The 23,956-nt window shown below is 62.9% G+C and carries 23 protein-coding genes; 13 read left to right on the forward strand and 10 right to left on the reverse strand.

The window, feature by feature from the left end:
• The 13 genes from BMI01S_RS29075 to BMI01S_RS29125 form a co-directional block, all read left to right on the forward strand.
• A partial coding sequence (locus BMI01S_RS29075) for a phosphate acyltransferase (RefSeq protein ID WP_042291426.1) occupies positions 1-1,072 on the forward strand: 1,072 nt, incomplete at its 5' end.
• A 344-nt stretch (positions 1,073-1,416) separates the two neighbouring features.
• Positions 1,417-2,727, forward strand: a complete 1,311-nt coding sequence (locus BMI01S_RS29080) for a DUF3422 family protein (protein ID WP_028232205.1) — start codon at positions 1,417-1,419, stop codon at positions 2,725-2,727.
• Between the two features lie 28 nt (positions 2,728-2,755).
• Positions 2,756-2,932, forward strand: a complete 177-nt coding sequence (locus BMI01S_RS42085) for a hypothetical protein (RefSeq protein WP_167334438.1) — start codon at positions 2,756-2,758, stop codon at positions 2,930-2,932.
• Positions 2,933-3,406: 474 nt separating this feature from the next.
• Positions 3,407-4,660, forward strand: a complete 1,254-nt coding sequence (locus BMI01S_RS29085) for an MFS transporter (RefSeq protein WP_028232204.1) — start codon at positions 3,407-3,409, stop codon at positions 4,658-4,660.
• A gap of 306 nt (positions 4,661-4,966) precedes the next feature.
• On the forward strand, positions 4,967-5,896 hold the full coding sequence (locus BMI01S_RS29090; protein ID WP_028232203.1) for a LysR family transcriptional regulator: 930 nt from the start codon (positions 4,967-4,969) through the stop codon (positions 5,894-5,896).
• A gap of 125 nt (positions 5,897-6,021) precedes the next feature.
• Positions 6,022-6,516, forward strand: a complete 495-nt coding sequence (locus BMI01S_RS29095) for a cupin domain-containing protein (RefSeq protein ID WP_028232202.1) — start codon at positions 6,022-6,024, stop codon at positions 6,514-6,516.
• A 39-nt stretch (positions 6,517-6,555) separates the two neighbouring features.
• Entirely contained in the window at positions 6,556-7,593 is a 1,038-nt protein-coding gene (locus tag BMI01S_RS29100) for a hydroxyquinol 1,2-dioxygenase (RefSeq protein WP_028232201.1), read from the forward strand.
• Between the two features lie 14 nt (positions 7,594-7,607).
• The gene (locus BMI01S_RS29105; RefSeq protein WP_028232200.1) at positions 7,608-9,074 is read left to right on the forward strand and encodes an aldehyde dehydrogenase family protein; all 1,467 of its coding nucleotides are present in this window, start codon (positions 7,608-7,610) and stop codon (positions 9,072-9,074) included.
• A 7-nt stretch (positions 9,075-9,081) separates the two neighbouring features.
• Positions 9,082-10,149 (forward strand): maleylacetate reductase, encoded by a 1,068-nt coding sequence (locus BMI01S_RS29110; protein ID WP_028232199.1) that lies wholly within the window; start codon positions 9,082-9,084, stop codon positions 10,147-10,149.
• Positions 10,150-10,177: 28 nt separating this feature from the next.
• The gene (locus tag BMI01S_RS29115; RefSeq protein WP_028232198.1) at positions 10,178-11,050 is read left to right on the forward strand and encodes an intradiol ring-cleavage dioxygenase; all 873 of its coding nucleotides are present in this window, start codon (positions 10,178-10,180) and stop codon (positions 11,048-11,050) included.
• Between the two features lie 3 nt (positions 11,051-11,053).
• Positions 11,054-11,365 (forward strand): YciI family protein, encoded by a 312-nt coding sequence (locus tag BMI01S_RS29120; protein WP_028215321.1) that lies wholly within the window; start codon positions 11,054-11,056, stop codon positions 11,363-11,365.
• Between the two features lie 3 nt (positions 11,366-11,368).
• Positions 11,369-11,722, forward strand: a complete 354-nt coding sequence (locus tag BMI01S_RS39450) for a Rieske (2Fe-2S) protein (RefSeq protein ID WP_081723531.1) — start codon at positions 11,369-11,371, stop codon at positions 11,720-11,722.
• A gap of 126 nt (positions 11,723-11,848) precedes the next feature.
• Positions 11,849-12,289: a hypothetical protein gene (locus BMI01S_RS29125; RefSeq protein ID WP_028214725.1), complete on the forward strand. Its 441-nt coding sequence runs from the start codon at positions 11,849-11,851 to the stop codon at positions 12,287-12,289.
• 118 nt (positions 12,290-12,407) lie between these two features.
• On the opposite strand, the gene BMI01S_RS29130 is transcribed toward BMI01S_RS29125, so the two are convergent.
• The 10 genes from BMI01S_RS29130 to benC all read right to left on the reverse strand — a co-directional run bounded on the left by BMI01S_RS29130 (position 12,408) and on the right by benC (position 23,942).
• A complete protein-coding gene (locus BMI01S_RS29130; protein WP_028214726.1) occupies positions 12,408-13,445 on the reverse strand; it encodes a porin in 1,038 nt (345 codons plus the stop codon).
• A 164-nt stretch (positions 13,446-13,609) separates the two neighbouring features.
• Positions 13,610-16,063: a glucose/quinate/shikimate family membrane-bound PQQ-dependent dehydrogenase gene (locus tag BMI01S_RS29135; protein ID WP_028232197.1), complete on the reverse strand. Its 2,454-nt coding sequence runs from the start codon at positions 16,061-16,063 to the stop codon at positions 13,610-13,612.
• Between the two features lie 53 nt (positions 16,064-16,116).
• Positions 16,117-17,199: a porin gene (locus tag BMI01S_RS29140; RefSeq protein ID WP_028232196.1), complete on the reverse strand. Its 1,083-nt coding sequence runs from the start codon at positions 17,197-17,199 to the stop codon at positions 16,117-16,119.
• A gap of 521 nt (positions 17,200-17,720) precedes the next feature.
• On the reverse strand, positions 17,721-18,419 hold the full coding sequence (locus BMI01S_RS29145; RefSeq protein WP_042291446.1) for a trimeric intracellular cation channel family protein: 699 nt from the start codon (positions 18,417-18,419) through the stop codon (positions 17,721-17,723).
• A 32-nt stretch (positions 18,420-18,451) separates the two neighbouring features.
• Entirely contained in the window at positions 18,452-19,720 is a 1,269-nt protein-coding gene (locus BMI01S_RS29150; RefSeq protein ID WP_028214729.1) for a M20 family metallopeptidase, read from the reverse strand.
• A 69-nt stretch (positions 19,721-19,789) separates the two neighbouring features.
• Positions 19,790-20,218: a MarR family winged helix-turn-helix transcriptional regulator gene (locus tag BMI01S_RS29155; protein ID WP_028232195.1), complete on the reverse strand. Its 429-nt coding sequence runs from the start codon at positions 20,216-20,218 to the stop codon at positions 19,790-19,792.
• Between the two features lie 219 nt (positions 20,219-20,437).
• Complete coding sequence (locus BMI01S_RS29160; protein WP_028214731.1) at positions 20,438-21,598, reverse strand: porin; 1,161 nt, start codon at positions 21,596-21,598, stop codon at positions 20,438-20,440.
• Between the two features lie 293 nt (positions 21,599-21,891).
• Positions 21,892-22,143 carry a hypothetical protein gene (locus tag BMI01S_RS41130; protein WP_154671371.1) on the reverse strand — a complete coding sequence of 84 codons (252 nt, stop codon included), beginning with the start codon at positions 22,141-22,143 and terminating at the stop codon, positions 21,892-21,894.
• Between the two features lie 3 nt (positions 22,144-22,146).
• The gene (benD, locus tag BMI01S_RS29165) at positions 22,147-22,923 is read right to left on the reverse strand and encodes a benzoate diol dehydrogenase BenD (protein WP_028214732.1); all 777 of its coding nucleotides are present in this window, start codon (positions 22,921-22,923) and stop codon (positions 22,147-22,149) included.
• Positions 22,920-23,942, reverse strand: a complete 1,023-nt coding sequence (benC, locus tag BMI01S_RS29170; protein ID WP_028214733.1) for a benzoate 1,2-dioxygenase electron transfer component BenC — start codon at positions 23,940-23,942, stop codon at positions 22,920-22,922. The genes benD and benC overlap by 4 nt, the downstream gene beginning before the upstream one ends.
• Positions 23,943-23,956 lie beyond the last annotated feature (14 nt).

Genomic DNA, 23,956 nt, shown 5'->3' on the forward strand with positions numbered 1-23,956 from the left:
GACGCGCCCGATCCAGGACATGGAAGCCTACCGCGAGCAGCTCGGCGCGACGGTCTACCGCTCGGGCATGGTGATGCGCCCCGTGTTCGCGGCGGCGAAGGCGAAGTGCGCACGCATCGTGTTCGCCGAGGGCGAAGACGAGCGCGTGCTGCGCGCCGCGCAGTTCGTGCTCAACGAGAAGATCGCCAGGCCCATCATCGTGGGCCGTCCGTCGGTCGTGGAAATGCGCCTGAAGAAGATGGGCTCGAAGCTGCGTCCCGGCACCGACTTCGAGATCGTCGATCCTGAAGACGATCCGCGTTTCCAGAAGGGCTGGCAGGCGTACCACGAACTCGGCGCGCGCCAGGGCATCACGCCCGAGGTCGCGAAGGCGTCGATGCGCAAGTTCAACACGCTGATCGGCGCGACCCTCGTGCATCTGGGCGACGCCGACGGCATGATCTGCGGTCTGCTGAACAGCTTCGACTATCACCTCAAGTTCGTCGATCAGGTGTTCGGCAAGGCCAGCGAAGCCGAAAACTACGCGGCGATGAACCTGCTGATGCTGCCGGGGCGCAACATCTTCATCAGCGACACCTACGTGAACGAAGTGCCGAGCGCCGAGCAGCTCGCCGACATGACGATCCTCGCCGCACGCGAGATCGAAAAGTTCGGCATCACGCCGAAGGTCGCGCTGCTTTCTTCGTCGAACTTCGGCAGCGTGCGTTCGTCGACGTCGCAGCGCATGCAGGCCGCGCGCGAGCTGATCGCCGCCCGTGCTCCGCAGCTCGAAGTGGACGGCGAAATGCACGGCGACGCGGCGCTCTCCGAGCTGATCCGCAAGCAGTCGTTCCCGGGCACGACGCTCACGGGCGAGGCGAACCTGCTGATCATGCCGAACGTGGAAGCGGCCAACATCGCGTACAACCTGCTGAAGGTGATCGGCGGCGAAGGCGTGACGGTCGGCCCGTTCCTGCTGGGCGCGTCGAAGCCGGTGCACATCCTCACGCCTGCGGCGACGGTGCGACGCATCATCAACATGACGGCGGTGGCTTCGGCGAATGCGGCCGTTGCGAAGGCCGCCGCGCGCTGAGCCAGCATTGGCGCTGCGCCGCCCGCCGGCGCAGCGCGCCGATCGTCAACACATGTTCTGCTAACAGGTTAGCCGAGGGCGCCTCACGCGATCGCGCAGGCAGATTCCCTTGAAAGCCGCATCGTGCAGCGCAGTTCGAATGACGGTTTGCCGATCGCAGTTGCCACGCGTGTATCGATCTTCACGTGTGCCTGTCTCTATCCATCAGAAAAACTGAAGATATCGATCAAAACTACGAGCTTTGCTTGTTGCTGCACTTCCGCCATAGTTTCTTGCCTGCCTCGTTATCGAAGCATCGCTCTCACTGCGTGAATAGCATCGTGAAAACGACGACCCCGGAATACCTGGACCATCCGTTACGCGCCGCCCTGGCTGCAGAACTGCACGCCCGGCCGTTTCTAAAGCTGGCCGAATCCGTTTCGCTCATTCACTATGCGGTCTTCACCGAGCACAAGCCGTGGTTACACGACGCGCTATTGCAGACGTTGTGCAGGGACACGAAAATCCCGGTTCCGGCAGAAGGCGCGACCCACTATTCCTTTCAATCACCGAGCGGATGGCAGCTCAAGTGGGAGCGCCATGCCGAGTTCTCCACGTTTACGTTCGTCAGCCCCCGCCGCGACAAAGCATTATTCGATGACATCGCCATTCAGGGCATTCCTGCGAACTGGTTTGCGCAACTCGCCGGCAGCCGGCTCGTCGCGTCACGCATGGAACTGCTCACGGGTGAAGCAGCGCGTGTGGCACGTGGCGCGGTACGCCACTGGATCGATGGACCGATTCTCGTCGGAAGCGATGTGCTCGGCGGGGGCCAGGCGTTTTGCGACTGGTGCGTGCGACCCGATGGCTTCACGCGCTTTCTCGTCCTCGATGACGGCTTTCGCGAGGAGCAGGGCGGCCGACTGTTGCAGCGGCTATACGAAATTGAAACGTACCGGATGATGGCGCTTCTGGCACTGCCGGTCGCACGCCGGATGAGCCGCGAACTGGACGAAATTCATATTTCGCTTCAGGCGCTCATGCAGGGCATGGACGCAGAGGGAGCGGAAGGCGATGACTCGAAACTACTTGTCAAACTCACGCACCTTGCGGTTCGCGTCGAATCATTGGCGGGCTCGAGCTCGCGCTTTAGCGCATCACACGCTTACGAGAAACTGGTTCTGGCGAGAATTCACGAGTTGCGTGAAGAACGTATTGAGGGCATGCCCACGATCCAGGAGTTTATGGAACGCCGCTTTGCACCTGCGATGGAAACCTGTCGCAGCGTCTGGGCACGCCACGAGGTACTCGCGGCCCGTATTGCGCGTGCGGTCGATCTGTTGCGCACGCGAGTCAATCTCACGCAGGAAAGGGATGTCACCCGCCTGCTCGGCGGCATGGAACGCACCGCCCGCAATCAACTCCATTTGCAGCATGCCGTCGAGGGTCTCTCCGTTGCAGCGATCTCCTACTACGTGCTTTCGCTGGTAGCGGCTGCCTTCAAGGCGCTACACGTGCTCAGTCTGCCGATCCAGCCGGAACTCGCCGAAGGTCTGGCGATAGGGCCCGTGGTCCTGGCGGTGATCGTCATCACGAAACGCACCCGAAGCCGGTTATTGAAGCGAAGCACAGGCACTGACATAAACGACATTCATCCGTCGAAGCAACCCATCTGAAATGACTCACCAACCAGCAGGAGCATCAATGAGCCACCCCGATAGCACCCACGCGCAGGAAACCAAGCAGCGCAACGGCAATCAGGCGAGCGCGACCTTCGCGCTGCCGTACCGTTCTTTACTGCTGCCGCCGACTGTCTTGCTAGCCGGCAACCCGCTCGATCGACACGATGTCGAAACAGCGGCGATCCTGGGCTACAACTGACACGGTTCGATCGCCTTCGCCACCCGTTTGATCCCCGAACGAAGCGCGGGTTGGTCGCATTGGCATTCCGTCCCGCGTTGCGCAGCGGGATTCAAATGTTGGCGCACGTATTTTCACCAATGAGCGTACCGCTGCGCCCCCTCTGCAATGTCTACGAGGGATTCCCCGGGGCACGCTGATCCCGTGTCCATTTCGTCCCAGCTTTCGTCGCACTGTGCTTTCCAGAGAACGCCTTTCGCTTAAAGGCGCCGATTATTCGCGTTTCGCGAATATCGCGTTCGCTGGTTCTTCCATACCGCAATAGTGAGCCTTGCACCTATCTTTGTGCCGTCGGCCGGGTAGTCGCAGGGCGTCTCGCACTGAAAAAGACGGTCGACTACACCTCGCGATTGACTTCGCACGCAAAAAACGGCATTGGCCCTGGCGTTCCGCTCCCGGCGCACGCGCAACGAGCCAATGGTTACGGAGACGGAAATGAAAGCAAACGAGTGGGATACCTCCTACGAATGGAAGGCGGTAACGCTGCTGGCCCTGGGCTTCGGGTTGGTCGGTCTGGACCGCTGGCTCATCGCACCGCTGTTCCCTTCAATCATGAAGGACCTCAACCTGACTGCTCAGGACGTCGGCAACTGCATCGGAGTGCTCGGCCTCTCGTGGGGCATCTTCGCTGCCCTGATGGGCGGCATCTCGGACAAGGTGGGCCGCCGGAAGGTTCTCATTCCCGCAATCATCGCGTTTTCGCTGCTTTCCGGTTTCTCCGGTCTCGCGGGTGGGCTCTTCAGCCTCATCGCCATTCGCGGCCTGATGGGTGTTGCTGAGGGCTCGTTCTGCCCGACCAGCTTCGCTGCAACGGCAGACGCATCGCATCCGCGCCGCCGCGGGCTGAATCTCGGCCTGCAGCAAAGTGGTTTCGCGCTGTTCGGTTTGGCGCTGTCGCCCATCATCGCAACGCAACTGCTCAGCTTTGTCACGTGGCGCTGGGTGTTCGGTTTCGTCGCCATTCCCGGCCTGGTTCTCGGAGCGATTATGTTCTTCGTCATCCGTGAGCCGAAGGTGGTGCAGGAGGTCGCTTCGGAGCATGCGCCAGCGTCGCTGGGTCATGTGCTCAAGAGCAGGAACATCCTCGTTGCCATGCTTGCGCTGTGCTGCGCAATGACCGGCGTGTTCGTTCTTGGCGCGCTGCTGCCGCTGTATCTCACGGGTTACCTGTCGATCGACACCCAGAAAATGGGCCTGGTTGTCTCCGCGATCGGCTTTGGCGGCTTCCTGGGGCAATTCGGATTGCCGGGTCTCTCAGACCTCGTCGGCCGCCGTTTGGCCAGCGTCGTGGGCTTCGCGGGAACCGCTGTGATGCTCTACATTTTCCGTGGTCTGGGCCCTCAACCGCTTGCACTATTCGCTGTGCTGTTCGTCGCGTCGTTCTTCACGCTCGGCGTGGTCTCGCTGCTCTCCGGACCGGTTGCGACTGAAGCCGCACCCATCGGGCTAGTCTCGACGTCGATTGGCGCGGTCGTCGGCGTGGGCGAAATCTTCGGTGGCGGCATTGCGCCGGCGATGGGCGGATACGTCGCCACTCACTTCGGTATCCAGAACATCCTCTGGCTGCCGATGTGCGCCGTCGTCCTCGGCGTCGTGGTCAGCCTGCTTCTCAAGGAAACCGCGCCGGCCGTCCTGCAGCGCAGTGCTGTCCTGCGACCGAAACTCGCTGCAGGCGAGCAGCCGCGGTAATTCAGATGCGAAGCCGGCGGCGGTTTCTCTACGCCGCCCCGGATGTATCGCGGTTGTCGGCCCACTTGTTGAACGGATGGATGCTGAATGCTTCGCCACAGGCCAACCTTCGCTTGTGTCGAGCCTGGTGTCGCGACGCGAGGCAATCAGCGCAGACGCAATAGGGGCAATCCACAAGGCGCACGCACTAACGTGCCCTATATGTGAGATTGACATCAATCTAGTGACAGTGTGACGTCTTCTGGGTGACGCAGCGAGCAGTCTGGTCCAGATAGACTGGCACTTTGCATTGGGAAAAGGCGCCGCATGGACCGGTTTCTAAGCATCGAGGCATTCGTGAGAGTGGCGGAGGCGAGCAGCTTCGCCGAAGCGGCAAGGCAGCTTGGTGTGGCGAGTTCCGTGGTGACCAACCGCATCCAGCAACTCGAGAAGTTCGTCAACGCGCCGCTCTTCCACCGTAGCACGCGCCATGTCCGGCTATCGGAGGTCGGGGAGGCGTTCTATCGCGAGTGTGCTGAGGTCGTGGGCCGCGTCAATGAATTGACTGACCAGATGCGCGAGCTTCGCGCGACGCCGACAGGGCGCTTGCGCATCCAGATGCTCCCCGGGTTTGCGCTTGGACATTTCGGCGCGCCACTGGCCGAATTCAACCAGCGCTATCCGGGAATCCAGCTCGATATCATCGTGAACGACCGCGTTGTCGACCCGGTTGAAGAAGGCTTCGATATCGCGTTCCAGATTTTCCCGCCGATTTCCGAGTCGCTCATCGAACGTCGGTTGTTTACCGTTCGCCGTCTCTTTTGTGCGTCGCCGTCGTATCTCGAGAAACACGGCGCACCACAACATCCGGCCGACCTGCTGCAGCACACAACTGCGCTTTACTCGGGATATCCCTCGCGAAATCGCTGGACGATGACGCACGGTGACGAGGTGGTCGAGATGGAATTGCCGGGCATGATTCGTTCGAATTCTGTTCATCTGCTTCGGGACTATGCGCTTATGGGCGGGGGCATTGTCTGTTTGCCAACCCTGGTTGCAAGCGAAGCGCTGGTGAACGGTACTTTGGTGCCTGTCTTGACGGACTATGACCTCTCGGCATTGAGCTTTGCCGCTGTTTATCCCGCAACGCAGCGTCAGGCATTGAAGGTGAAGGCGCTCGTTGAGTTCCTTGCGGAATATATCGGCAGCGAGCCGTCATGGGATGTGCCTTTGCTCGAGCGAGGCTGGATTCGGTAATCAGCTAATTCACGTGGGGATTATTCGCGAATCGCAAATGCCGTAGTCGCTGTCCCGCAGGTTGTTGCTACCCGCCATTGCCCCTAGAGTTGATCCCGACAAGCAGTTCAACACAGGAGACAGCAATGACCGACACGGCATTCCATACCGTCTTTGGCTCGCTCGATAGCTACAAAAAAGGCGACATTGAAATCACGAGCGGCAGCGCTCGTCACTACGCCTTCTCGAACATCTTCGAGGTGGCTTCCAGGTCGGCGCCCTACGAAAAGGTCGTCGTCGGCAAGAATCTCGAATACGTCATCGAAGTGCTCCGGACCGAAGGTGTATCGCCGTGGTTCGCCTGTGCTCACGACGAATTCACCATCCAGATGGATGGCGAAGTCCAGATCGAATTCATCAAGCTCGACGATCCGCCGAAGTCCGGGCGTGGCACCGTAAGCGCCGGCGCGCAACCCGCCGGTCGCAAGATGGGCCACGTGGTTCTGCGCAAGGGACACCAGGCGCTTCTCCCCGCAGGCTGCGCATACCGCTTTGTCGCAAGCAAGCCGGGCGTCGCTCTCGTGCAGACCATTCTCGGTGAGCTGTCCGTGGAGAAGTGGGCCGACATCTGCCTGCACTGACCGCTCGACAGCCGACATTCGAATACCAGGAGACAAGCTATGGCCGCCCTCGATACCCTCGACCATCCCGCAGATTTTGCAGCAGACACGGTGCGTTCCACGGAGCCCGACGCCGTCACCGGCTACCGCCGCTTCAAGCTCGGTGAATTCGATTTCCAGCGCGACGAGTATTTCGTGAAAATCAGCTGGCCCGCAAAGGGGCAGACGCGCACGCATGCTGTGCCCGCAGACGCTTTCCTGCGCGCGATGATGCGCGACGTCGCATGGGGCTTCTTCTACGGCTGGGTGAACTTCGACCACGTGTTCGGCACGCGCAATCACTACGGCAAGGTCGATGTGTACGCAGGCACGTTCAACGGCATTCTGAAGGAAGCGGGCGTCGACTACACCGAGACGTTCGAAACGCCGACCATCATGGCAACGTTCAAGGCCATGCTGCACGACTGGACGAACGAAGGCTTCGATCCGTTCGCGGCGCCGGAAGAAACCGGCACGGCATTCGGCCGCAAGCATGGCGAGAATGGCGCGGCAATCGAACGCAAGCGCATCGCTACGCGCCGTATGCCGGGTCTCGAAGGCGACTCGCCGCTGCGCGACGACCTCCCGGTCAATCGCGCATTCGCGGACGTCATTCAGGACGAGCCGGAAGTGCATGCCGAACCCGGATTCGAAGGCGAGCTTCATGCGTTCAACCTCTTCAAATACCTTTCCCGTTCGGATGTGACGTGGAATCCGTCGGTGACGTCGGTGTGCGGCCTGAGCCTGTTCTGCCCGACGACCGAAGAATTCATCCTGCCGGTGTTCCACGGCAACGACCGTGTCGAATGGTTCCTGCAGCTCTCCGATGAAATCGTCTGGGATATCGGCGACAAGAACACCGGCGCGCCGCGTGCCCGAATCACCATGCGTGCAGGCGACATCTGTGCGATGCCTGCCGACATCCGCCATCAAGGCTACTCGACGAAACGCTCGATGCTGCTGGTTTGGGAAAACGCCACGCCGAACCTGCCGCAGCGCTATGAGAGCGGTGAACTCGCTCCGTATCCCATCGAGTTCCAGGCAGTGAGCCAGCAATAAATCGAGGACGATTCATGCAAACCCAACTCTTCATTGACGGGCGTTTCGTTGACGCCGTTGACCGCGGCACCATCGACGTGCTCAACCCGCACGACGGCTCGCTCATCACGAAAATCGCCGCAGCGACCGCCGCAGATGTCGACCTCGCTGTCGAAGCCGCCACCCGCGCGTTTCCGAAATGGTCGGCGATGCCTGCAGCAGAACGCGGCCGCCTTCTGCTGCGCCTCGCCGATGCCATCGAAGCGAACGCCGAGGAGCTGGCACAGCTGGAATCCCTCGATACGGGCCATCCGATTCGCGATTCGCGCTCGCTCGACGTGCCGCGCACCGCCGCGTGCTTCCGCTACTTCGGTGGCATGGCGGACAAGCTGCAGGGCTCCGTGATTCCCGTAGAAACGGGGTTCCTGAACTACGTGCAGCGCGCGCCTATCGGCGTCGTGGGCCAGATTGTTCCCTGGAACTTCCCGCTGATGTTCACGAGCTGGAAGATGGGGCCGGCGCTCGCAGCGGGCAACACGGTGGTGCTGAAGCCGTCGGAAATCACACCGCTCTCGACGCTGCGCATCGTCGAACTCATGGCGGAAGTCGGCTTCCCCGCAGGTGTGGTGAATATCGTCCCGGGCTACGGCCATACCGCCGGTCAGCGGCTTGCTGAACATCCCGGCGTTGGGAAAATCGCATTCACGGGTTCGACGGCGACTGGCCGCCGCATTGTCGAAGCGTCGCAGGGCAACCTGAAGCGCGTGCAACTGGAACTCGGCGGCAAGGGCGCGAATATCGTGTTCGATGACGCCGACCTCGACGCTGCGATCAACGGCGCGGCGTGGGCCATCTTCCACAATCAGGGGCAGGCATGTATCGCAGGTTCGCGCCTTGTCCTGCACGAACGCATCGCGGACGAGTTCCTCGAGCGTTTCGTTTCGCTCGCGTCATCCATCCGCGTCGGCCACCCGCTCGACCCGAATACCGAAATGGGTCCGCTGACCTCGAAGCAGCATCTGGACCGCGTGCTTACGTTCGTCGATGTGGCGCGCGAGGAGGGCGGACGCGTCCTCACCGGCGGTAGCGCACCGCAGGATAGCTCGCTGGCCAATGGCTATTACGTGCGCCCGACGGTCATCGAGACGAAGCGCGCGTCGGACCGTATCGCACAGGAAGAGGTTTTCGGACCGTTTGTCACGGTGCTGCGCTTCGGCAGCGATGAACAAGCGCTGGCCATCGCGAACGCGACCGAATATGGTCTCGGCAGCGGCCTGTGGACCCGTGACCTTTCGCGCGCGCACAAGACCGCCGCGCAAATCAACGCCGGTATGTGCTGGATTAACTGCTACAAGCGCGTGAATCCCGGCAGCCCGTTCGGCGGTGTCGGGAAGTCGGGGTACGGCCGCGAAATGGGCTTCGAAGCAATGCACGACTACACCGAAGCGCGTTCGGTGTGGGTCAACGTCGACGGTAACGTTCCGCCGCACTTCAAACGCTGAGGTTGCCATGGAGCGCTTTGTTTATCAGGGAACCCCTTCGCGCGTAGTTTTCGAATGGGGGGCGATCGCAAAGCTGCCGGACGAGTTGACGAAACTCGGTGCCCGGCGGGCACTGATCCTGTCGACGCCCGAGCAGCGTCATCTCGCGGACCAGGCAAAGGATGTACTCGGCGAGCGCGCCGCCGGCGTCTGCGCCGAGGCTGTCATGCACGTCCCGGTGGAGGTCGCCCGAGCGGCGCGCGAGACGGCGCGCGAGCTTGACGCGGACTGCTGCATCGCCATTGGCGGCGGGTCCACCATCGGTCTGGGCAAGGCGATTGCACTCGAGTCGTCCCTGCCCATTCTCGCGGTGCCAACGACCTACGCCGGTTCCGAAATGACGCCGATTTTTGGCCTCACGGAAGGCCGTCTGAAGCGCACGGGCCGCGATGCGCGAGTGTTGCCGCGCACCGTCATCTATGACCCGTCGCTGACGCTTTCGCTCCCGGCGGGTATCTCCGCAGCGTCTGGCGTCAACGCTCTGGCGCACGCCGTCGAAGCGCTCTATGCCGAGGACGCGAATCCCGTCATCAGCCTGATGGCAGAGGAGTCCATCCGCGCGCTCGGCGAAGCGTTGCCGGTCATTGTGAGTGCGCCGGACGACCGCGAAATGCGTAGCCGGGCGCTGTACGGTGCCTGGCTCGCAGGGACGTGTCTCGGCGCGGTCAGCATGGCGATACACCACAAGCTGTGCCATACCCTTGGCGGCACGTTCAATCTGCCGCACGCGCAGACGCATGCGGCGATGCTGCCCCATACTGCGCATTACAACCACGCTGCCGCGCCCGAGGCACTGTGCCGGGTCGCACGTGCACTGGGTGGCAGCGAAGCCGCCCAGGCCGGTCCGCTGCTGTTCGAACTGAACGGCAAGCTCGGGATCTCTGCGGCGCTCGCAGACATCGGCATGCCGCAGGACGGTCTCGACGAAGCAACCGATATTGCCTGCAAGAACCCCTATGCGAATCCGCGGCCGATCGAGCGCGCGGCGATTCGTGAGTTGCTGCAGGACGCGTGGGAAGGGCGCGTACCGCATTGAGCAGCTGGAAACATGAAAGGAGACACACGTGACTACAGAACATGACGATGGCGATGCGCGGCTGACCGAGCAGGTTGTCGCCAGCTTTGCCAGCACACCGGACGCGCGCCTGCGCACCTTGATGCAGAGCCTCGTGCGACATATTCATGCCTTTGTCCGGGAAACGGAGCCGACGGAGGCCGAATGGATGTCCGCAATCCGCTTTCTCACCGAGACGGGGAAGATGTGCGACGACGTCGTGCGTCAGGAATTCATCCTGCTCTCGGACACGCTGGGCGTCTCCATGCTCGTCGATGCGATAAATCACCGGTTCGCGACCGGAGCAACGGATACGACCGTATTCGGCCCGTTCTACATCAAGGGCATGCCCGAGCGTGCCTATGGCGAGAACATGGCCTTCACCCCTGGCACGCCGGTTATCGTCCGTGGTCAGGTGCGCACCACCGATGGCACTCCGATTGTGAACGCGGTGCTCGACGTCTGGCAGACGGCAGAGAACGGCATGTACTCCGGCCAGGACACGGGGCAGCCGCATGGCAACCTGCGTGGCCGCTACCGCACGGATGCCGAAGGTCGCTACGCAATCACAACGATTCTGCCCGTCAGCTATCCCATACCAACTGACGGTCCGGTCGGCAGGATGCTCAATGCAACCGGTCGGCATCCGTGGCGGCCTGCGCATCTGCATTTCATGATCGAGGCGCCTGGGCACCGAACGCTCGTGACCCATCTGTTCGACAAGGACGACAAGTACCTCGAATCGGATGCGGTTTTCGGCGTCAAGCCGTCGCTGTTGGTTGCCTACCGTGAGCGGCCGGCCGGCGATGAACTCGCCCGTCGTTTCAATCTGGATGGCCCGTATCGCGAGGCGAACTACGACTTCGTGCTTGACCGGAGCTGAACAATGCGTCGCTATTTCGCAGTCTTCGCCACCGACAAGCCGGGCATGCGTGAGGTCCGCGAGCGCGTGCGTCCGAGCCATCGGACTTATTTGCGCAGCGCGTCCCAGCACGGCGTCTTCGTACGTCTGGGCGGGCCCACGCTGGCACCTTTATGCAATGCGATGAACGGCACGCTTCTCGTCGTAGAAGCGGACGACATCGACGCGGTGATGCGGTTCGTTGGAGAGGACCCGTACATGAAAGAAGGGCTGTTCTCGCGGGTCGAGGTCCGGCCGTGGGACTGGAGCCTCGGCAATCCTGAACAACGGGTTTGAGCGATGAGCGTACGCCAGTTGTGTCGTCTCGCCGAAGTGCCGGACGGTGGTGCCCGCGTTCTCGACGAAGCATCAGCGGGGCGCCCCATCGTCGTTGTCCGGCGTGGCGACAACGTCTGGGCATACGTCAATCGTTGCCCTCATTTTTCCGTATCCCTGGACTTTGTGCCGGGAAGCGTTTCTTGCTATCGGTCACAGGTGCTGATGTGCGCACACCATAGCGCGCTGTTCCGGTTCGACGATGGAAAGTGCATCGACGGACCCTGTAAAGGGGCGTCCCTTGATGCGGTTCCAGTAGAAGTTGACCCGGAGGCGTGGGTCGTCTTCGCTCGCGCTGCCGAGAACGACTGGCACTAAAGTCACGACATTAGGACGTAGCCCCTACATCAGAAAGTTCGCTAATTTATGTTATGTAAAATCAAATAGGACCAATCGGGCACACCTCCTGCGCCCCCGTCCGCGTGGCGTCCAACGGGAGGCCCTATGACCTCCGGACCATCATCCCCGCAACCCGCCGCGACCGGCCCGCGCTCCACGCCCACGCGTGCACAGCGCATCGCCGCCTGGCTCGGTCTGTGCGTCGTACCGCTGATCTGGCTCCTCCACCTCGCGCTCGGCGTCACGCTCGTCTCCAGGGCGTGCGCCGACGCTGTCGCGCAAAGCGAGGCGCCAACGTGGCTCGACACCCAGTGGATCGTCATCCTGGCATCGCTTGGCGCGTTTCTCGTCGCGCTCGCCATTACCTTTGCGGCCGGCCATGCCTGGCGCAGGATCGTCTACATCGCAAACAGCAGGCGCGACGCCCATCGCTTCATTGCGTGGTGTGGCGCGACCACTTCCGTGGCGTTCACGTTCGGGCTCGCCTTTTCGATCTGCGTACTGACTGCCGTGCCGCTCGAACGCCTTTGCGTGGCCTTCGAATGAAGCGCCGTCCTGGCAGCGAGCAAGCGAGGTCGAGCGCGATCGTTGGCGACATGTGGTCCGCATTGTCCATTGATTTCGCGGCGCATTTACAGGGGATCGAGTGGACAGGAGGCGCTCGTTAGAACCGGTCGATCATTCCGAACTGCACGCCGCGCACTGGCGCGCCCGGCCATGAAGGAGGCAGCCCGGCAACATTCACGCCGCGTAGCGTGAACGTTGCCTGCCCCTGGTTGCGCAACCATCCCGCGCTCGCATAGAGCAACACGCGCTTCGAGAGGTCGTACTCGCAGGCGGCGCTGAACTGGTCGGCGTCGTTGTCGGCGCCCGAGAGATCGTGCAGCCAGGTGTACCCGAGCGAAGCGCGAAATCGGGCCGTGATCTCGTAGCGCGCCGAGATCGAAACGCCATTGTTATGGTTGCGCGGTGTGCCGCCATCGCCATTGAAATACGCGAGATAGCCGGTGACCGGGCCGAAAACATACGAAACGCCGCCTAGATTCGCGCGCAGTGCGCCATTGCCGTTTTGCTGCTGATGCGCATACGCAATCCGAAACGGGCCGTGGCGCCATTCGAAGGTTTCGATGTTGCCGGCAAGGCCGTTGCTGCCCGTGCCGGGGTCGCGCAGCGAAGCCATCAGCGTGGTCGAAAAGCCGTAGATCTCGGGCGACAGCCAGGCAATCGCGTTCGATTCGTACGGTGTAATCTTCGAGAGATTGTTCAGCCCCGAGGCGATGGTTCCCGCGCCGAACGCGTCGAGTTGCCCCTTGAACGGAATGTAGATCGGCGAATATTGCCGCCCCACCCGCAGCGTGCCCCAGCGCGTGCCCAAGCCTATCCACGCCTGGCGGTTGAAGATCGTGCCGGGTACCGCCAAGGTGCCGTCGTTGGAGCCGAAGCCGTTCTCCAGTTCGAACAGGATCTTGATGCCGTCGCCGAGATCTTCCACGCCGCGCACGCCGAAGCGCGAGCCGCGATACGCGCCCGAGTCCATTCGAGCGACCCAGCCCGCGCCCGGGTTGGTGACTTCGATGCTCGTGTCAAGCGCCCCATACAACGTGACAGAGCTTTGCGCGTGCGCGCCTGTCGCGGGCAACGTGGACAAGGTTGCCACGGACAGTGCAGTCCACACGCGCGACGCGCGCAATGTTCGATTCATGTAGGCAACAAAGGAGAGAGGCGAGCGACGCGCACCAGCGGCGCCATCTACATGGGAAGCGGCAGGCGCTGTGCGAGCGTCTGCCGCCTCGATGTGATGCCTGGCAGTCCGTGACAATGCGGGACTCGCGGCGGCCCGGCTGCGCCGGGCGGTTCGCGAGCGGCTCACTCCTTGGGGAGCGCGTAGGCAATCACGTAATCGCCGAGCTTCGTGCCGAACGAGCCGTGCCCGCCTGCCGCGATCACCACGAACTGGCGGCCGTTGACCGAGTACGTCATCGGCGTGGCCTGGCCGCCAGCGGGTAGCCGAGCCTGCCACAGCAGATTGCCGTCGTTCACGTCGAAGGCGCGCAGATAGTTGTCCGCCGTCGCCGCGATGAAGATGACCCCGCCAGCCGTGACGATCGGACCGCCCAGCATCGGCATGCCCATCCTGAACGGCAGCGGCAACGGCGAGCTGTCGCGCACGGTGCCAATGCGCCGCCTCCATACGATCTCGTTGGTCTTGAGATCGATCGCCGCGATGGTGCCCCACGCGGGCTGTTTGCACGGCAGGCCTACCGGCGAGAGGAACGGATTGAGCGTCACGCCATAAGGCACGCCGTACTGCGGCTGAATGCCCGCCTCCGTTCCGCTGCCCTTCGCGCCCGGCTGCGGCTCCATTGGGTTGCCGGCACCGCGCGGAATCAGCCGCGAGACGAACGGCAGCGCGATTGGATTGGCCACGGCGACCTGGCGATCGGTATCGATGGCAAGGCCGCCCCACTCGAACATGCCGAGGTTGCCCGGAAATACGAGTGTGCCCTGCAGCGAAGGCGGTGTGAACGTGCCTTCATAGCGCAACTGGTGGAACATCACGCGGCATATGAGCTGGTCGTACATCGTGGCGCCCCACATGTCGGCATCGGTGAGATCCTTCGAGGGGCGAAACGTGAGCTGCGAGAACGGCTGCGTGGCCGAAACATGGTCGCCGGGCGCGGCGCCCTGCGGCACCGGCTGTTCGGGGGCGGGCACGACCAGCGCGCCCGTGCGGCGGTCGAGCACGAACAGGTTGCCCGTTTTCGCGGGGGCGTAGATCACCGGCACGATCTTGCCGTCCTTGTCCGTGATGTCGGCGAGCGTGGGCTGCGAGGGCTGATCCATATCCCACAGATCGTGGTGCACCGTCTGGTAGAACCAGGCGAGCTTGCCCGTCGAGGCGTGCAGTGCGAGCAGGCCCGTTGCGTAACGCTCGATGTCGGGTGTGCGGTCGCCACCCCAGATGTCGGGTGTCTTCACGCCCATCGGCAGATAGACGATGTCGAGCTTGGGATCGTACGCGGCCGGCGCCCACGAGTTCGGCGAATTCCACACGTAGTGCTCGCCCGGCCCCGGCATCTTGTTGGGTTCGGGCGCGCCCGGATCGAACGCCCACAGCTGCTCGCCGGTGCGCACATCGTAGCCGCGGATCACACCCGAGGGCTCGCGCGTCGAGAAGTTGTCTTCCACTGCGCCTGCCACGACGATCACCTTGTTGGTGACGATGGGCGGCGACGTGGGCTCGTACATGCCCGGCGTGGTGACCGGCATGGCGTGCTGCAGATCGAGGTCTCCGTTGTTGGCGAAGCCCGGGCAGCGCTCGCCCGTGAGCGCGTCGAGCGCGTAGAGGTGGCCGTCGTTCACCGGCAGCAGAATGCGGCGCGTGCAGGTGCCGTTGGCGACGGCGGGCGCGACCCGGGTTTCGCTCGCGGGCGCAACGGCAGCCGGATCGCTCGCGGCCGTGGCCTCCAGAGCCGCAGCGGCGGCGTTCACCGACGCCGCCGAAAGATCGATGAACGACACGCCGCGGCAGGTCACGTGCTGGAACGAAGGATCGGCCTTGAGCTTCGGGTCGAACTTCCACTTGAGCTCACCGGTTTGCGCGTCGAGCGCGAACAGGATCTGGTGCGGCGAGCAGAGGTAGAGCAGATCGCCGATCTTGATCGGCGTGACTTCGTTGGTGATCTCGACCGGATCGTTGGGCCCTTTCGTGTCGCCCGTGCGGAAGGTCCAGGCCACCTGAAGGTTGTGTACGTTATCGGGCGTGATCTGCTGCAGCGGCGAATAGCGCGTGCCCTGCTGGTCACGGCCATAGGCGGGCCACTCGGAAGGCTGGATGCCTTCGGGGTTCGGCGCCGGCGTGGCTCTCGCGGCCGCGAGCGTGCCGTTGATCTGCTGCGGGTCGTTGAAATGCGCATAGGCAAGCACGCCGCCCCACACGAGCAGCCCCACCACGAGCGAGACCACGCCCAACTGACGCGGGCGCTCGAGGTGCCAGCTCATGAGCACGAGCAGCCAGATGCCGAACACCACCAGCACGCCCGAGCGCGGCGCGAGCGCCCAGAAGTCCGGCCCGGACTCCCAAAGCCCCCATATCGCCGTGCCGATCAGCACGATCGCATAGAGCACGAACGCCGCGGAGTTCGCGCGCCATAGCAGCCAGGCGAAGATCAGCAGCAGCACCCCCGTCACGACGTAATACGGCGAACCACCGAGCGAAATCAGCCACGCGCCGCCCGCCAGCAGGTAGATCGCGGTGAGCAACGTGAACAGCACGGAGATGACGCCGATGACGCCCAACGGTTTCGATTGTCTGGCCATGATCTCAACCTTCCTCGAAGAATGCCGTCTGCGATGGCGGATGAAGCGTGGATTCAGAACACATGCATCATGCCCACGTAGGCCCCGGTCTGCGATTGGCCGGCCAGTGGGCTCGTCGGTGTGCTCGAGTCGCGCGGCGTGGCGAATACGGAGAACGTGCCGCTCTTGCCGTTGTTGACATAGGCAACCGTGCCATACAGGAATGAGCGAGCGCTCAGGTTCCAGGTGGTGCCCAACGCGTATAGCATGGCGTGGCTCGCTGGGTCGTGCGATACGTCGCCGCCGCCCTCGCCTACATGGATATAGAAACCGGCGGCTGTCACGGCCCATTTCGGCGTGGCCTGGTAGGTCGCGCCCAGCCAGTAGTGGTCGGCGGTATCGGAAATGCCGGGCGGCGAATCGGGCGCGGAGTAATGCGTGTACGCTGCCTGGATCTTGAACTTCTGCACACGCAGGTTGCCGCCCACGAAGTATTCGCGCGAGGCCGTGAAAATGTTGGAGAAGCGGCCGCTCGAATCGCGCAGTTCGTCGTAAATGCCGCGCACGTCGAAAAGCGGCGAGTGATACGAGAGCATGATGCCGTTGGAACGGCCGAATTCGCCTTGGGCGCCCGCGTTGAAGTTGCCGGGCTGGTTACCGAACGAATACTGCCCCTGCACGTCGAAGCCATTCCACACAGGGCTGTGATATTCGACGTTGTTGCTCGTTTGCTGCCAGTTGCGCCCGCGCACGAGCGAGGCGGATGACACGGCCTGCTGCACGAACGGGTCGAACGCCCACACGCCGTCGCTGTCGATGAAAAGATTACGGCCGGCTTGCAGCTGACCCCACGTGTCGTTCTTCACACCCACGTACGCCCGGCGCGACCAGAGCCGGCCGCCGCCGGTGGTGCCATTCATGATCTGCACCGCGGTTTCGAGGTTGAAGATCGCGGCGCTGCCGCCGCCCAGGTCCTCGGTACCCTTGAGGCCGAACATGCTGGTGCCCCAGTCGCCGCCTTCGGCGCTCCAGCGGCTGTCACTGCCGCCGTTGCCGTTCGCAATGTGATTGAGGTATTCGATGCCGCCATCCACGCGGCCGTACATCGTGACACTCGATTGTGCGCACGCGGCCGAACTGGCGACGAGCAGCACCACAGCGCCCAGGGTCGTTTTCACGTCAACTCCTTCGTGGAGTCTTTCTTGATCCGGTCCATGCCGGGGCGGATAACGTGCAATAACATGCAGACCATCCCGCACGCCCAGGCACAGGCTGGACGCATCGCGCGCCAAAAAGCATAGCGCGTCATCGAAAAACCCGCTTGCTGGCTGGACAGCGGACGATCCGGGCGTTTGCTCGCGATGGCAAGAGCATATTGCGTGCCGCGTCGCGGCGGCCGGCCTTATGTTGCCCGTGGGTCGGCCGTTTTGCGGTCGTCCGCCCACGGCGCCTTGCACGCGGCTGCTGGCGGATGCGTGCATCGTCTCGCTTGCGCGCGTGTTCCATGAGATTCGCACCATCGCCTGTTTTACGTACGATGACGCTTCCAGATCCAGCAGGATTCCTGATTATTCCAGCGGCATACCGACCGGTATGCGCCACCTCGCCTTGCATCATCCACGCGGTGGCCCACGAAATCCCATTTGCGACGCCGGCTCAGCCCTGCCCAACTTGCAGCCTAGCGCGCGTCCTGCCGCGAATCCGCCTTGCGAAGTTGCTTCCCGGCATCGCCCCCTTCCGGCGGCTGCGGCTGCGCCGCGCGCACGCTATGAAAGACCGGCAGACGCCAGCCGAAATAAAGCGAGGCAAGCCGCAAGGCCACGCAGGAAATCACGGCTATCCAGGGCGTCCAGACCGACGACCAGCCTAGATACGTGAGCCCCACCTGCACGGAAGCTCCGAGCAACGCGGCTGAAGCGTAGATCTCGCGATCGAGAATGGCCGGCACGCGCGACAGCAGCACGTCGCGCATCACGCCGCCGCCCACGGCGCTCACGATGCCGAGGATGATGGCAGGCTCCGCGCTCTGGCTGTACGCGAGCGCCTTTTGAGCGCCTGCCACGGCAAAGAGCCCAAGCCCGATCGCATCGAACAACAGCACGGGATGACGAAGCCGCCGCACCTGCGGATAGGCGGCGATGGTGAGCCCCGCGGCCAGCACGGTAACCGCGAGGTAGGCCCAGTTCGCGAGCCCCGCCGGCGGCACGGCGCCAATGCACAGATCGCGGAGAATGCCGCCGCCGCACGCAACCATGAAGCTCACGACCACGATGCCGAAAAGGTCCAGCCGCCGCTGCCGCGCAGCCACGGCGCCGGAAATCGCGAACGCGAATGTACCGATCAGATCGAGCGCCGTATACGCCGCATGAGCGTTGATATGCGCACTCATGTGCGCGCCCAGCTCCACGTTCATGCTGCCTCGCTTTCCCGGACGAGCCACGCGGCGGCCGCACACAGCATGGCCTCGAGGCCGGTGCGCAACGTGGGGTGGAGCACCGGCGCGAACTTCGGCGAGTGGTTGCTCGGGATTTCGTTGAGCTTTTTTGCGGCCCTCGCTCGCGCATAGACCTCCGGCTCGGTGCCGCCGACGAACCAGAACGCGTACGGCACACCCCATTCGCGGCCGAACACGCTGAAGTCCTCACTGGCGGCGGCCGGCTGCGTTTCATAAGCACGCTCGCCGAACCAGGCCTCGAAGGCCTTGCGCAGGCGGTCCGTCGCCGCGGCGTCGTTCACCGTTAGCGGATAGCTCGAGAGCGTCGTGAATTCCGGGTCGCGTGGCGCATTCGAGGCCGCACATTCGGCGCAGCAGATGCGGCGGATCGCACCTAGCATGTACTCGCGCACGTCGTCGTCGAAAGTGCGCATGTTGAGCTTGAGCGTGGCGTCGTCGGGGATGATGTTTTCCTTCGTGCCCGCCTGCAGCGCGCCCACCGTCAGCACGGCGCTGTCGCGCGGAGAGATTTCTCGCGAGACGATCGTTTGCAGCCGCAGTGTGGTGGACGCCGCCATGATCACGGGATCGACTGAGGTCTGCGGCTGCGAGCCGTGCGAGCCGCGGCCGAACAGCTTCACCTTGAGGCTGTCGCCCGCCGAGAGGATCGTGCCGCTGCGATAACCCACGGTGCCGGCCGGGCCGACCATCACGTGTTGGCCGAGAATCACGTCGGGCTTCGGAAAGCGCTGGATCATGCCGTCGTCCATCATGCTGCGCGCGCCGCGCCCCACTTCCTCGCCCGGTTGAAACACGGCGAGCAGTGTGCCGCTCCAGGCGTCGCGATGCGCCGCCATGAGCTGCGCCACGCCGACGAGCCAGGTCACGTGCAGGTCGTGCCCGCACGAGTGCGCCACGCCGACCTGCACGCCCTCTTCGTCTTTCGCGGTCACGGTGCTCGCATACGGCAGCCCGGTGGCCTCCGTCATCGGCAGCGCGTCCATGTCGGCCCGCAGCATCACAACCGGTCCCTCGCCGTTGCGCAGCACGGCCACGACGCCCGTCACGCCCACTTCGCGTGCGACCTCGTAGCCAAGCCTTTCCATGCGCTCCGCCACGAGCGACGCCGTGCGGAACTCCTGCATCGACAGTTCGGGATGCTGGTGCAGATCCTTGTAGAGCGCTTCGAGTTCGGGCAGCAGCGCGCCAATGGAGGGTGCTGCGGTTTCGACCAGATTCGGCATGGACGCCTCCTTCGTGCGTTAGTAAAAAGCTGCGTCAAAGTGCGATGTGCGATGTACGCAGCCGCGATCTCAAGCGCCGTCGGACAGGCTTTGCGCGAGCTTGGCGAGCAACTGGTCGAGCATTTTGCGCTCTTGATCGGTTAGCACGGCGGCGAGTTCGGATTCGAGCTTCGAGCCCGCTTTTTCCGAGGCATTCGCCACTTCCGATCCTTCCGGCGTGACGCGCAGCGTGACGCTGCGCCGGTCCGCCGCGTGCTTGCCGCGGCGGATCAGACCGCGCGATTCGAGTTCACCGAGCGTTTTGGAAAGCAGTGTCTTTTCGATCAGCGCTAGCTGGGACACCGCCTTGGGCGCGATGCCCGGCGTGGCACAGATGATGCGAAGCACACGCAGGGCACGCACATCGAGATCCCAGCGCTCGCGATAAACCGCGTTGGCACGCTCGATGAGCAGTGCGCTCGTTTGGTCCAACCGGAACGTGAGGAAATCAGAATACAAATGCGCGCTCCCCGGGCCGTCACCAGCCTCTCCGGCGACTGGTCGCCAGTATAGTCAGATAGTTGAAAATTTCAACTATCTGGATTGGTGACTCAGCGAATTGCAAGCGCAGATGCGACTACGCGGCGGGCCTTTCGCTCGAAAGCGAAAAACCCGCCGCGCAGGGGGAAGAGGTCCGGCGGGACAGATGCCCGGCCGGAGTCTGGCTGACGAAACGATTTAGAACGCGTGACGCATGCCCACCGTCACCGCGACCTGGGTTTCGGTCGACGACGGCGAGAGCGTGTTGATCATCGCGTGCGAGAGCACCGAGCCTTGCGGTGCGCCATGCACGTTCTGGTACACGCCTTCCAGGTAGAAGTCGGTGCGCTTGCTGACTGCGTAGTCCGTTTGCAGCATCGCCGTATTCCAGCCCGGGTTCGTGCCGTTGTACGCGCCGTGCGTGTACGTGTATGCGCCCGAGATGCTCAATGCCGGCGTGAGCGCGTATTTCACGTTCGCCTCGAAGTTGTCGAGGCGCAGCGATCCGGCGAGCGAGCCGGCGGAGGCATCGTTCGCGCCCAGATAAGTGCCCGTGCCGAACGAGTACACGCCCGCGACGTTGTCGATCTGCGTGTGGCTCCAGACAAGGCCGACCGTGGCCGGGCCGTACGTATAGTTGCCGCCGAGCGACCATACGCGCTGACGCTCTGAGAGGAAGTTCGCGCTCGTGTCGCTGGTGGTGACGGCGCCGCTGCCGTTGCCTGCGTTATTGAACTGCAGGTAGCCGGCTGCGAGGTTCAGCGGGCCCTGGCTATACGAAACGGCAAAACCATACGAGCGGTTGTTCGCGAAGTTGCCGGCCTTGTTGCTGAACGAGTACATCGTCTCGAACGTCACGCCGTACAAGGTCGGGCTTGCGTACTTGACGGAGTTGTTGACGACCACCGAGTTCGCGGCGAGGTTGTCGTTCTCGAACGGGTGCGCCGCCATGTTGCCGCCCCACGTGTTGGAGCCAGCCGTAAGCGGGCCAACGAGGTCGTTCATCACGTCGAACTGGCGCCCGAACGTAAGCGTGCCGTACGGCTCGCTCTGCAGGCCGACCCAGGCCTGCGAACCGAAGCCGAGACCCGAGAATGCCTGGGCGCCGTTATTCAGCAGGAAGCCTTGTTCGAGCTTGAAGATCGCATGCAGACCGCCGCCCAGATCCTCCGAACCTTTGAGGCCGAACACCGTATTCTGCGTCGAGCTGGTGTTCATCTGCCAGTTGCTGTGGCCGAGCTGGTTGTTCGTGTAGACGAGACCGGTATCGATCAGGCCGTAAAGGGTCACGCTGCTTTGCGCGTGCGCCGACATGGCGAAGGCGCTCAGGAGTGCGGCGGCGAGTAGCGATTTTTTCATGTATTAAAGCTCCGGAATTAGCGGTGGGTTAATGCATCGAATTCAGGCGGCCGGCACCATCGACGTGCAATCTCCTGTACGCGCATCCCATTTCGGTGCAGATTCAATATCAAAAATCCGACCGCCGATGATTCTTGCGAATTACGCAAATCACCGGTGTTGAAAATGCAAAGATTGAATGGAGATCGTGCGACGCGTGCCAGCGCGAATCGAACACCCGCATCATAGGGTGTCGAAAATAAAAGTGGTGTCGAAATTCGGGCTGCGTGGCGTCGATGGCACAAGCACGCGCGTCAAGGGTCGACGCGCGTCACGGAATGTGCGGGGGCATGAATGCCGGTAATCGAATTACATAATGCTTTCGCGCCGCCACTTAAAACGGGAGAGAATCGCCTATTATTGACTTTGTATTTTTGGTTCGAGGCGATTCGATTAAGCAGGGTGTGAAACTGATACGCGTTTTGGCTATACGAGATTGTGAGGCGATTGACGTGCGGCATTGCTTCACCAAAGCTGCCCGCGAAGATCACGGGCAGCGGGTTCATGGATCAGCCCGTATCGCCTCCAGCGACCGGCAATACCGAGCCGGTGATATAGCTCGCCTCATCGGAAGCGAGAAACAGAATCGGCGCGACCTGTTCGTCGATAGTGCCGTAGCGTTTGAGGAATGTCGATTCGGTGACCTGTTGGACCGCCTCGCTCATCCATGTCTTTTCCTGCTCGCTGTCGCCCGCGGCATTGCGCGGAATGCGACGCGGCGGCGCGTCGGTGCCGCCTGGCGCCGTGGCCACGACGCGGATATTGTGCTCCGCGTATTCCATGGCCAGCGACTGCGTGATCGCATTGACGCCGCCCTTCGCCGCCGAATACGGCACGCGCCGAATGCCGCGCGTCGCGTTCGACGAAACGTTGACGATGGTTCCGCCTCCGCGCTCGAGCAGATGCGGCAATACGGCGTGGCACGTGTACAGCGTCGGCATGAGCGAACGGCGGATTTCCGCGTCGATCTGCGCCGGCTCGAACTCGGCGTACGGACGCATGCGAATCGCACCGCCCACGCCATTGATCAGGATGTCGATTCCACGAAATCGTTGAACCGCGAAATCCATTGCGGCTTTCGCGCCGTCATACGTTTCGAGGTCCGCGACGAATCCGGCCGTATCGGCGCCTTGCGCCTCGGCCGCGACCTCGGCGACGAAATCCGCGCGGTCGACGAACACCACCCTGCCGCCCTCTGCAGCCGCGCGCAGCGCCACGCCACGGCCGATGCCCTGTGCCGCCCCGGTGACGACCACGACCTTACCTGCGAATCGTTGCATGATCATGCCGCCTTCTGGACCACGTTGGGAGTGAACTTCTCGTAGTAGAAACTGTTGGGCTTCACGCCTTCGTCGTCGAAATACTTGCGCACGGCATCCACCATCGGCGGCGGCCCGCACAGATAGACGTCGACGTCGCCGTCGTTCAGGGCATCGGCCGGAATGTGCTGCGTTACCCAACCCTTGCGCGGATGACTCGACTGGGCGTCGGCGATGACGGTCGCGTAGGTGAAGTTCGGTAGTTTCGCGGCGTAGGCCTCAATGGCTTCGACGAGCACGAGGTCGAGGTCGCGCGTCACGCCGTAGATCAGGTGAACCTTCTGCTGTGAGTTCGTGCGAGCGAGCACTTCCAGCATCGAGAGGAAAGGAGCCAGGCCCGTGCCGCCCGCGAGGAACAGCAGCGGGCGCTGCACATCGCGCAGATAGAAGCTGCCGAGCGGCCCGGTCAAGTCGAGTTTCGTGCCCGGCTGGGCGGCTTCGAGCCACGTGCTCATCACACCGCCGGGGATCTTCTTGATCAGGAAGCTGATCGTCGAATCGCCCGGCGCCGATGAAAAGGAATACGAACGATTCTGGCCGCTGCCGGGCACGTCGATGTTGACGTACTGGCCTGGCAGGAATACGGGGCCCGCGGCATCGACGGCCAGTTCGAGAACGACGGCCGCGTCGTTGTGCTGCTCGACCTTCGTAACCGTGGCAGCGAACGTGCTTTGCCCGGTCTTGCACACCGTCGAGGACGCGGGAATCGCGATCACGCAATCGCTCTGCGGCACCATCTGGCAGGTGAGCACAAGGCCGCTGTCCTTTTCGTCCTCGCTGAGCGCGTCTTCGATATAGTCCTCGCCCAGGTCGTAGCTGCCGCTTTCCGCGCGGCACTTGCAGGTGCCGCACACGCCGTCGGAGCAATCCATCGGCAGGTTGATCCGCGCACGGAAGGCCGCGTCGAGGACCTTCTCGCCCGCCTTGCATTCGATGAAACGGGTCACACCGTCTTCGAAATTCAGTGCAATGTTGTAGCTGGACATGGTGTCTCCTTCTA

This window comes from Paraburkholderia mimosarum LMG 23256 = NBRC 106338, from assembly GCF_000739815.1.
Lineage (GTDB): Bacteria > Pseudomonadota > Gammaproteobacteria > Burkholderiales > Burkholderiaceae > Paraburkholderia > Paraburkholderia mimosarum.

Excerpts from the sequence above, each read along its gene's own strand:
- BMI01S_RS42085 (WP_167334438.1), top strand. The coding sequence starts at position 2,756 with ATGAGCCACCCCGATAGCACCCACGCGCAGGAAACCAAGCAGCGCAAC.
- BMI01S_RS29085 (WP_028232204.1), top strand. The coding sequence starts at position 3,407 with ATGAAAGCAAACGAGTGGGATACCTCCTACGAATGGAAGGCGGTAACG.
- BMI01S_RS29090 (WP_028232203.1), top strand. The coding sequence starts at position 4,967 with ATGGACCGGTTTCTAAGCATCGAGGCATTCGTGAGAGTGGCGGAGGCG.
- BMI01S_RS29095 (WP_028232202.1), top strand. The coding sequence starts at position 6,022 with ATGACCGACACGGCATTCCATACCGTCTTTGGCTCGCTCGATAGCTAC.
- BMI01S_RS29100 (WP_028232201.1), top strand. The coding sequence starts at position 6,556 with ATGGCCGCCCTCGATACCCTCGACCATCCCGCAGATTTTGCAGCAGAC.
- BMI01S_RS29105 (WP_028232200.1), top strand. The coding sequence starts at position 7,608 with ATGCAAACCCAACTCTTCATTGACGGGCGTTTCGTTGACGCCGTTGAC.
- BMI01S_RS29110 (WP_028232199.1), top strand. The coding sequence starts at position 9,082 with ATGGAGCGCTTTGTTTATCAGGGAACCCCTTCGCGCGTAGTTTTCGAA.
- BMI01S_RS29120 (WP_028215321.1), top strand. The coding sequence starts at position 11,054 with ATGCGTCGCTATTTCGCAGTCTTCGCCACCGACAAGCCGGGCATGCGT.
- BMI01S_RS39450 (WP_081723531.1), top strand. The coding sequence starts at position 11,369 with ATGAGCGTACGCCAGTTGTGTCGTCTCGCCGAAGTGCCGGACGGTGGT.
- BMI01S_RS29125 (WP_028214725.1), top strand. The coding sequence starts at position 11,849 with ATGACCTCCGGACCATCATCCCCGCAACCCGCCGCGACCGGCCCGCGC.
- BMI01S_RS29130 (WP_028214726.1), bottom strand. The coding sequence starts at position 13,445 with ATGAATCGAACATTGCGCGCGTCGCGCGTGTGGACTGCACTGTCCGTG.
- BMI01S_RS29135 (WP_028232197.1), bottom strand. The coding sequence starts at position 16,063 with ATGGCCAGACAATCGAAACCGTTGGGCGTCATCGGCGTCATCTCCGTG.
- BMI01S_RS29150 (WP_028214729.1), bottom strand. The coding sequence starts at position 19,720 with ATGCCGAATCTGGTCGAAACCGCAGCACCCTCCATTGGCGCGCTGCTG.
- BMI01S_RS29160 (WP_028214731.1), bottom strand. The coding sequence starts at position 21,598 with ATGAAAAAATCGCTACTCGCCGCCGCACTCCTGAGCGCCTTCGCCATG.
- BMI01S_RS41130 (WP_154671371.1), bottom strand. The coding sequence starts at position 22,143 with ATGAACCCGCTGCCCGTGATCTTCGCGGGCAGCTTTGGTGAAGCAATG.
- benD (WP_028214732.1), bottom strand. The coding sequence starts at position 22,923 with ATGATCATGCAACGATTCGCAGGTAAGGTCGTGGTCGTCACCGGGGCG.
- benC (WP_028214733.1), bottom strand. The coding sequence starts at position 23,942 with ATGTCCAGCTACAACATTGCACTGAATTTCGAAGACGGTGTGACCCGT.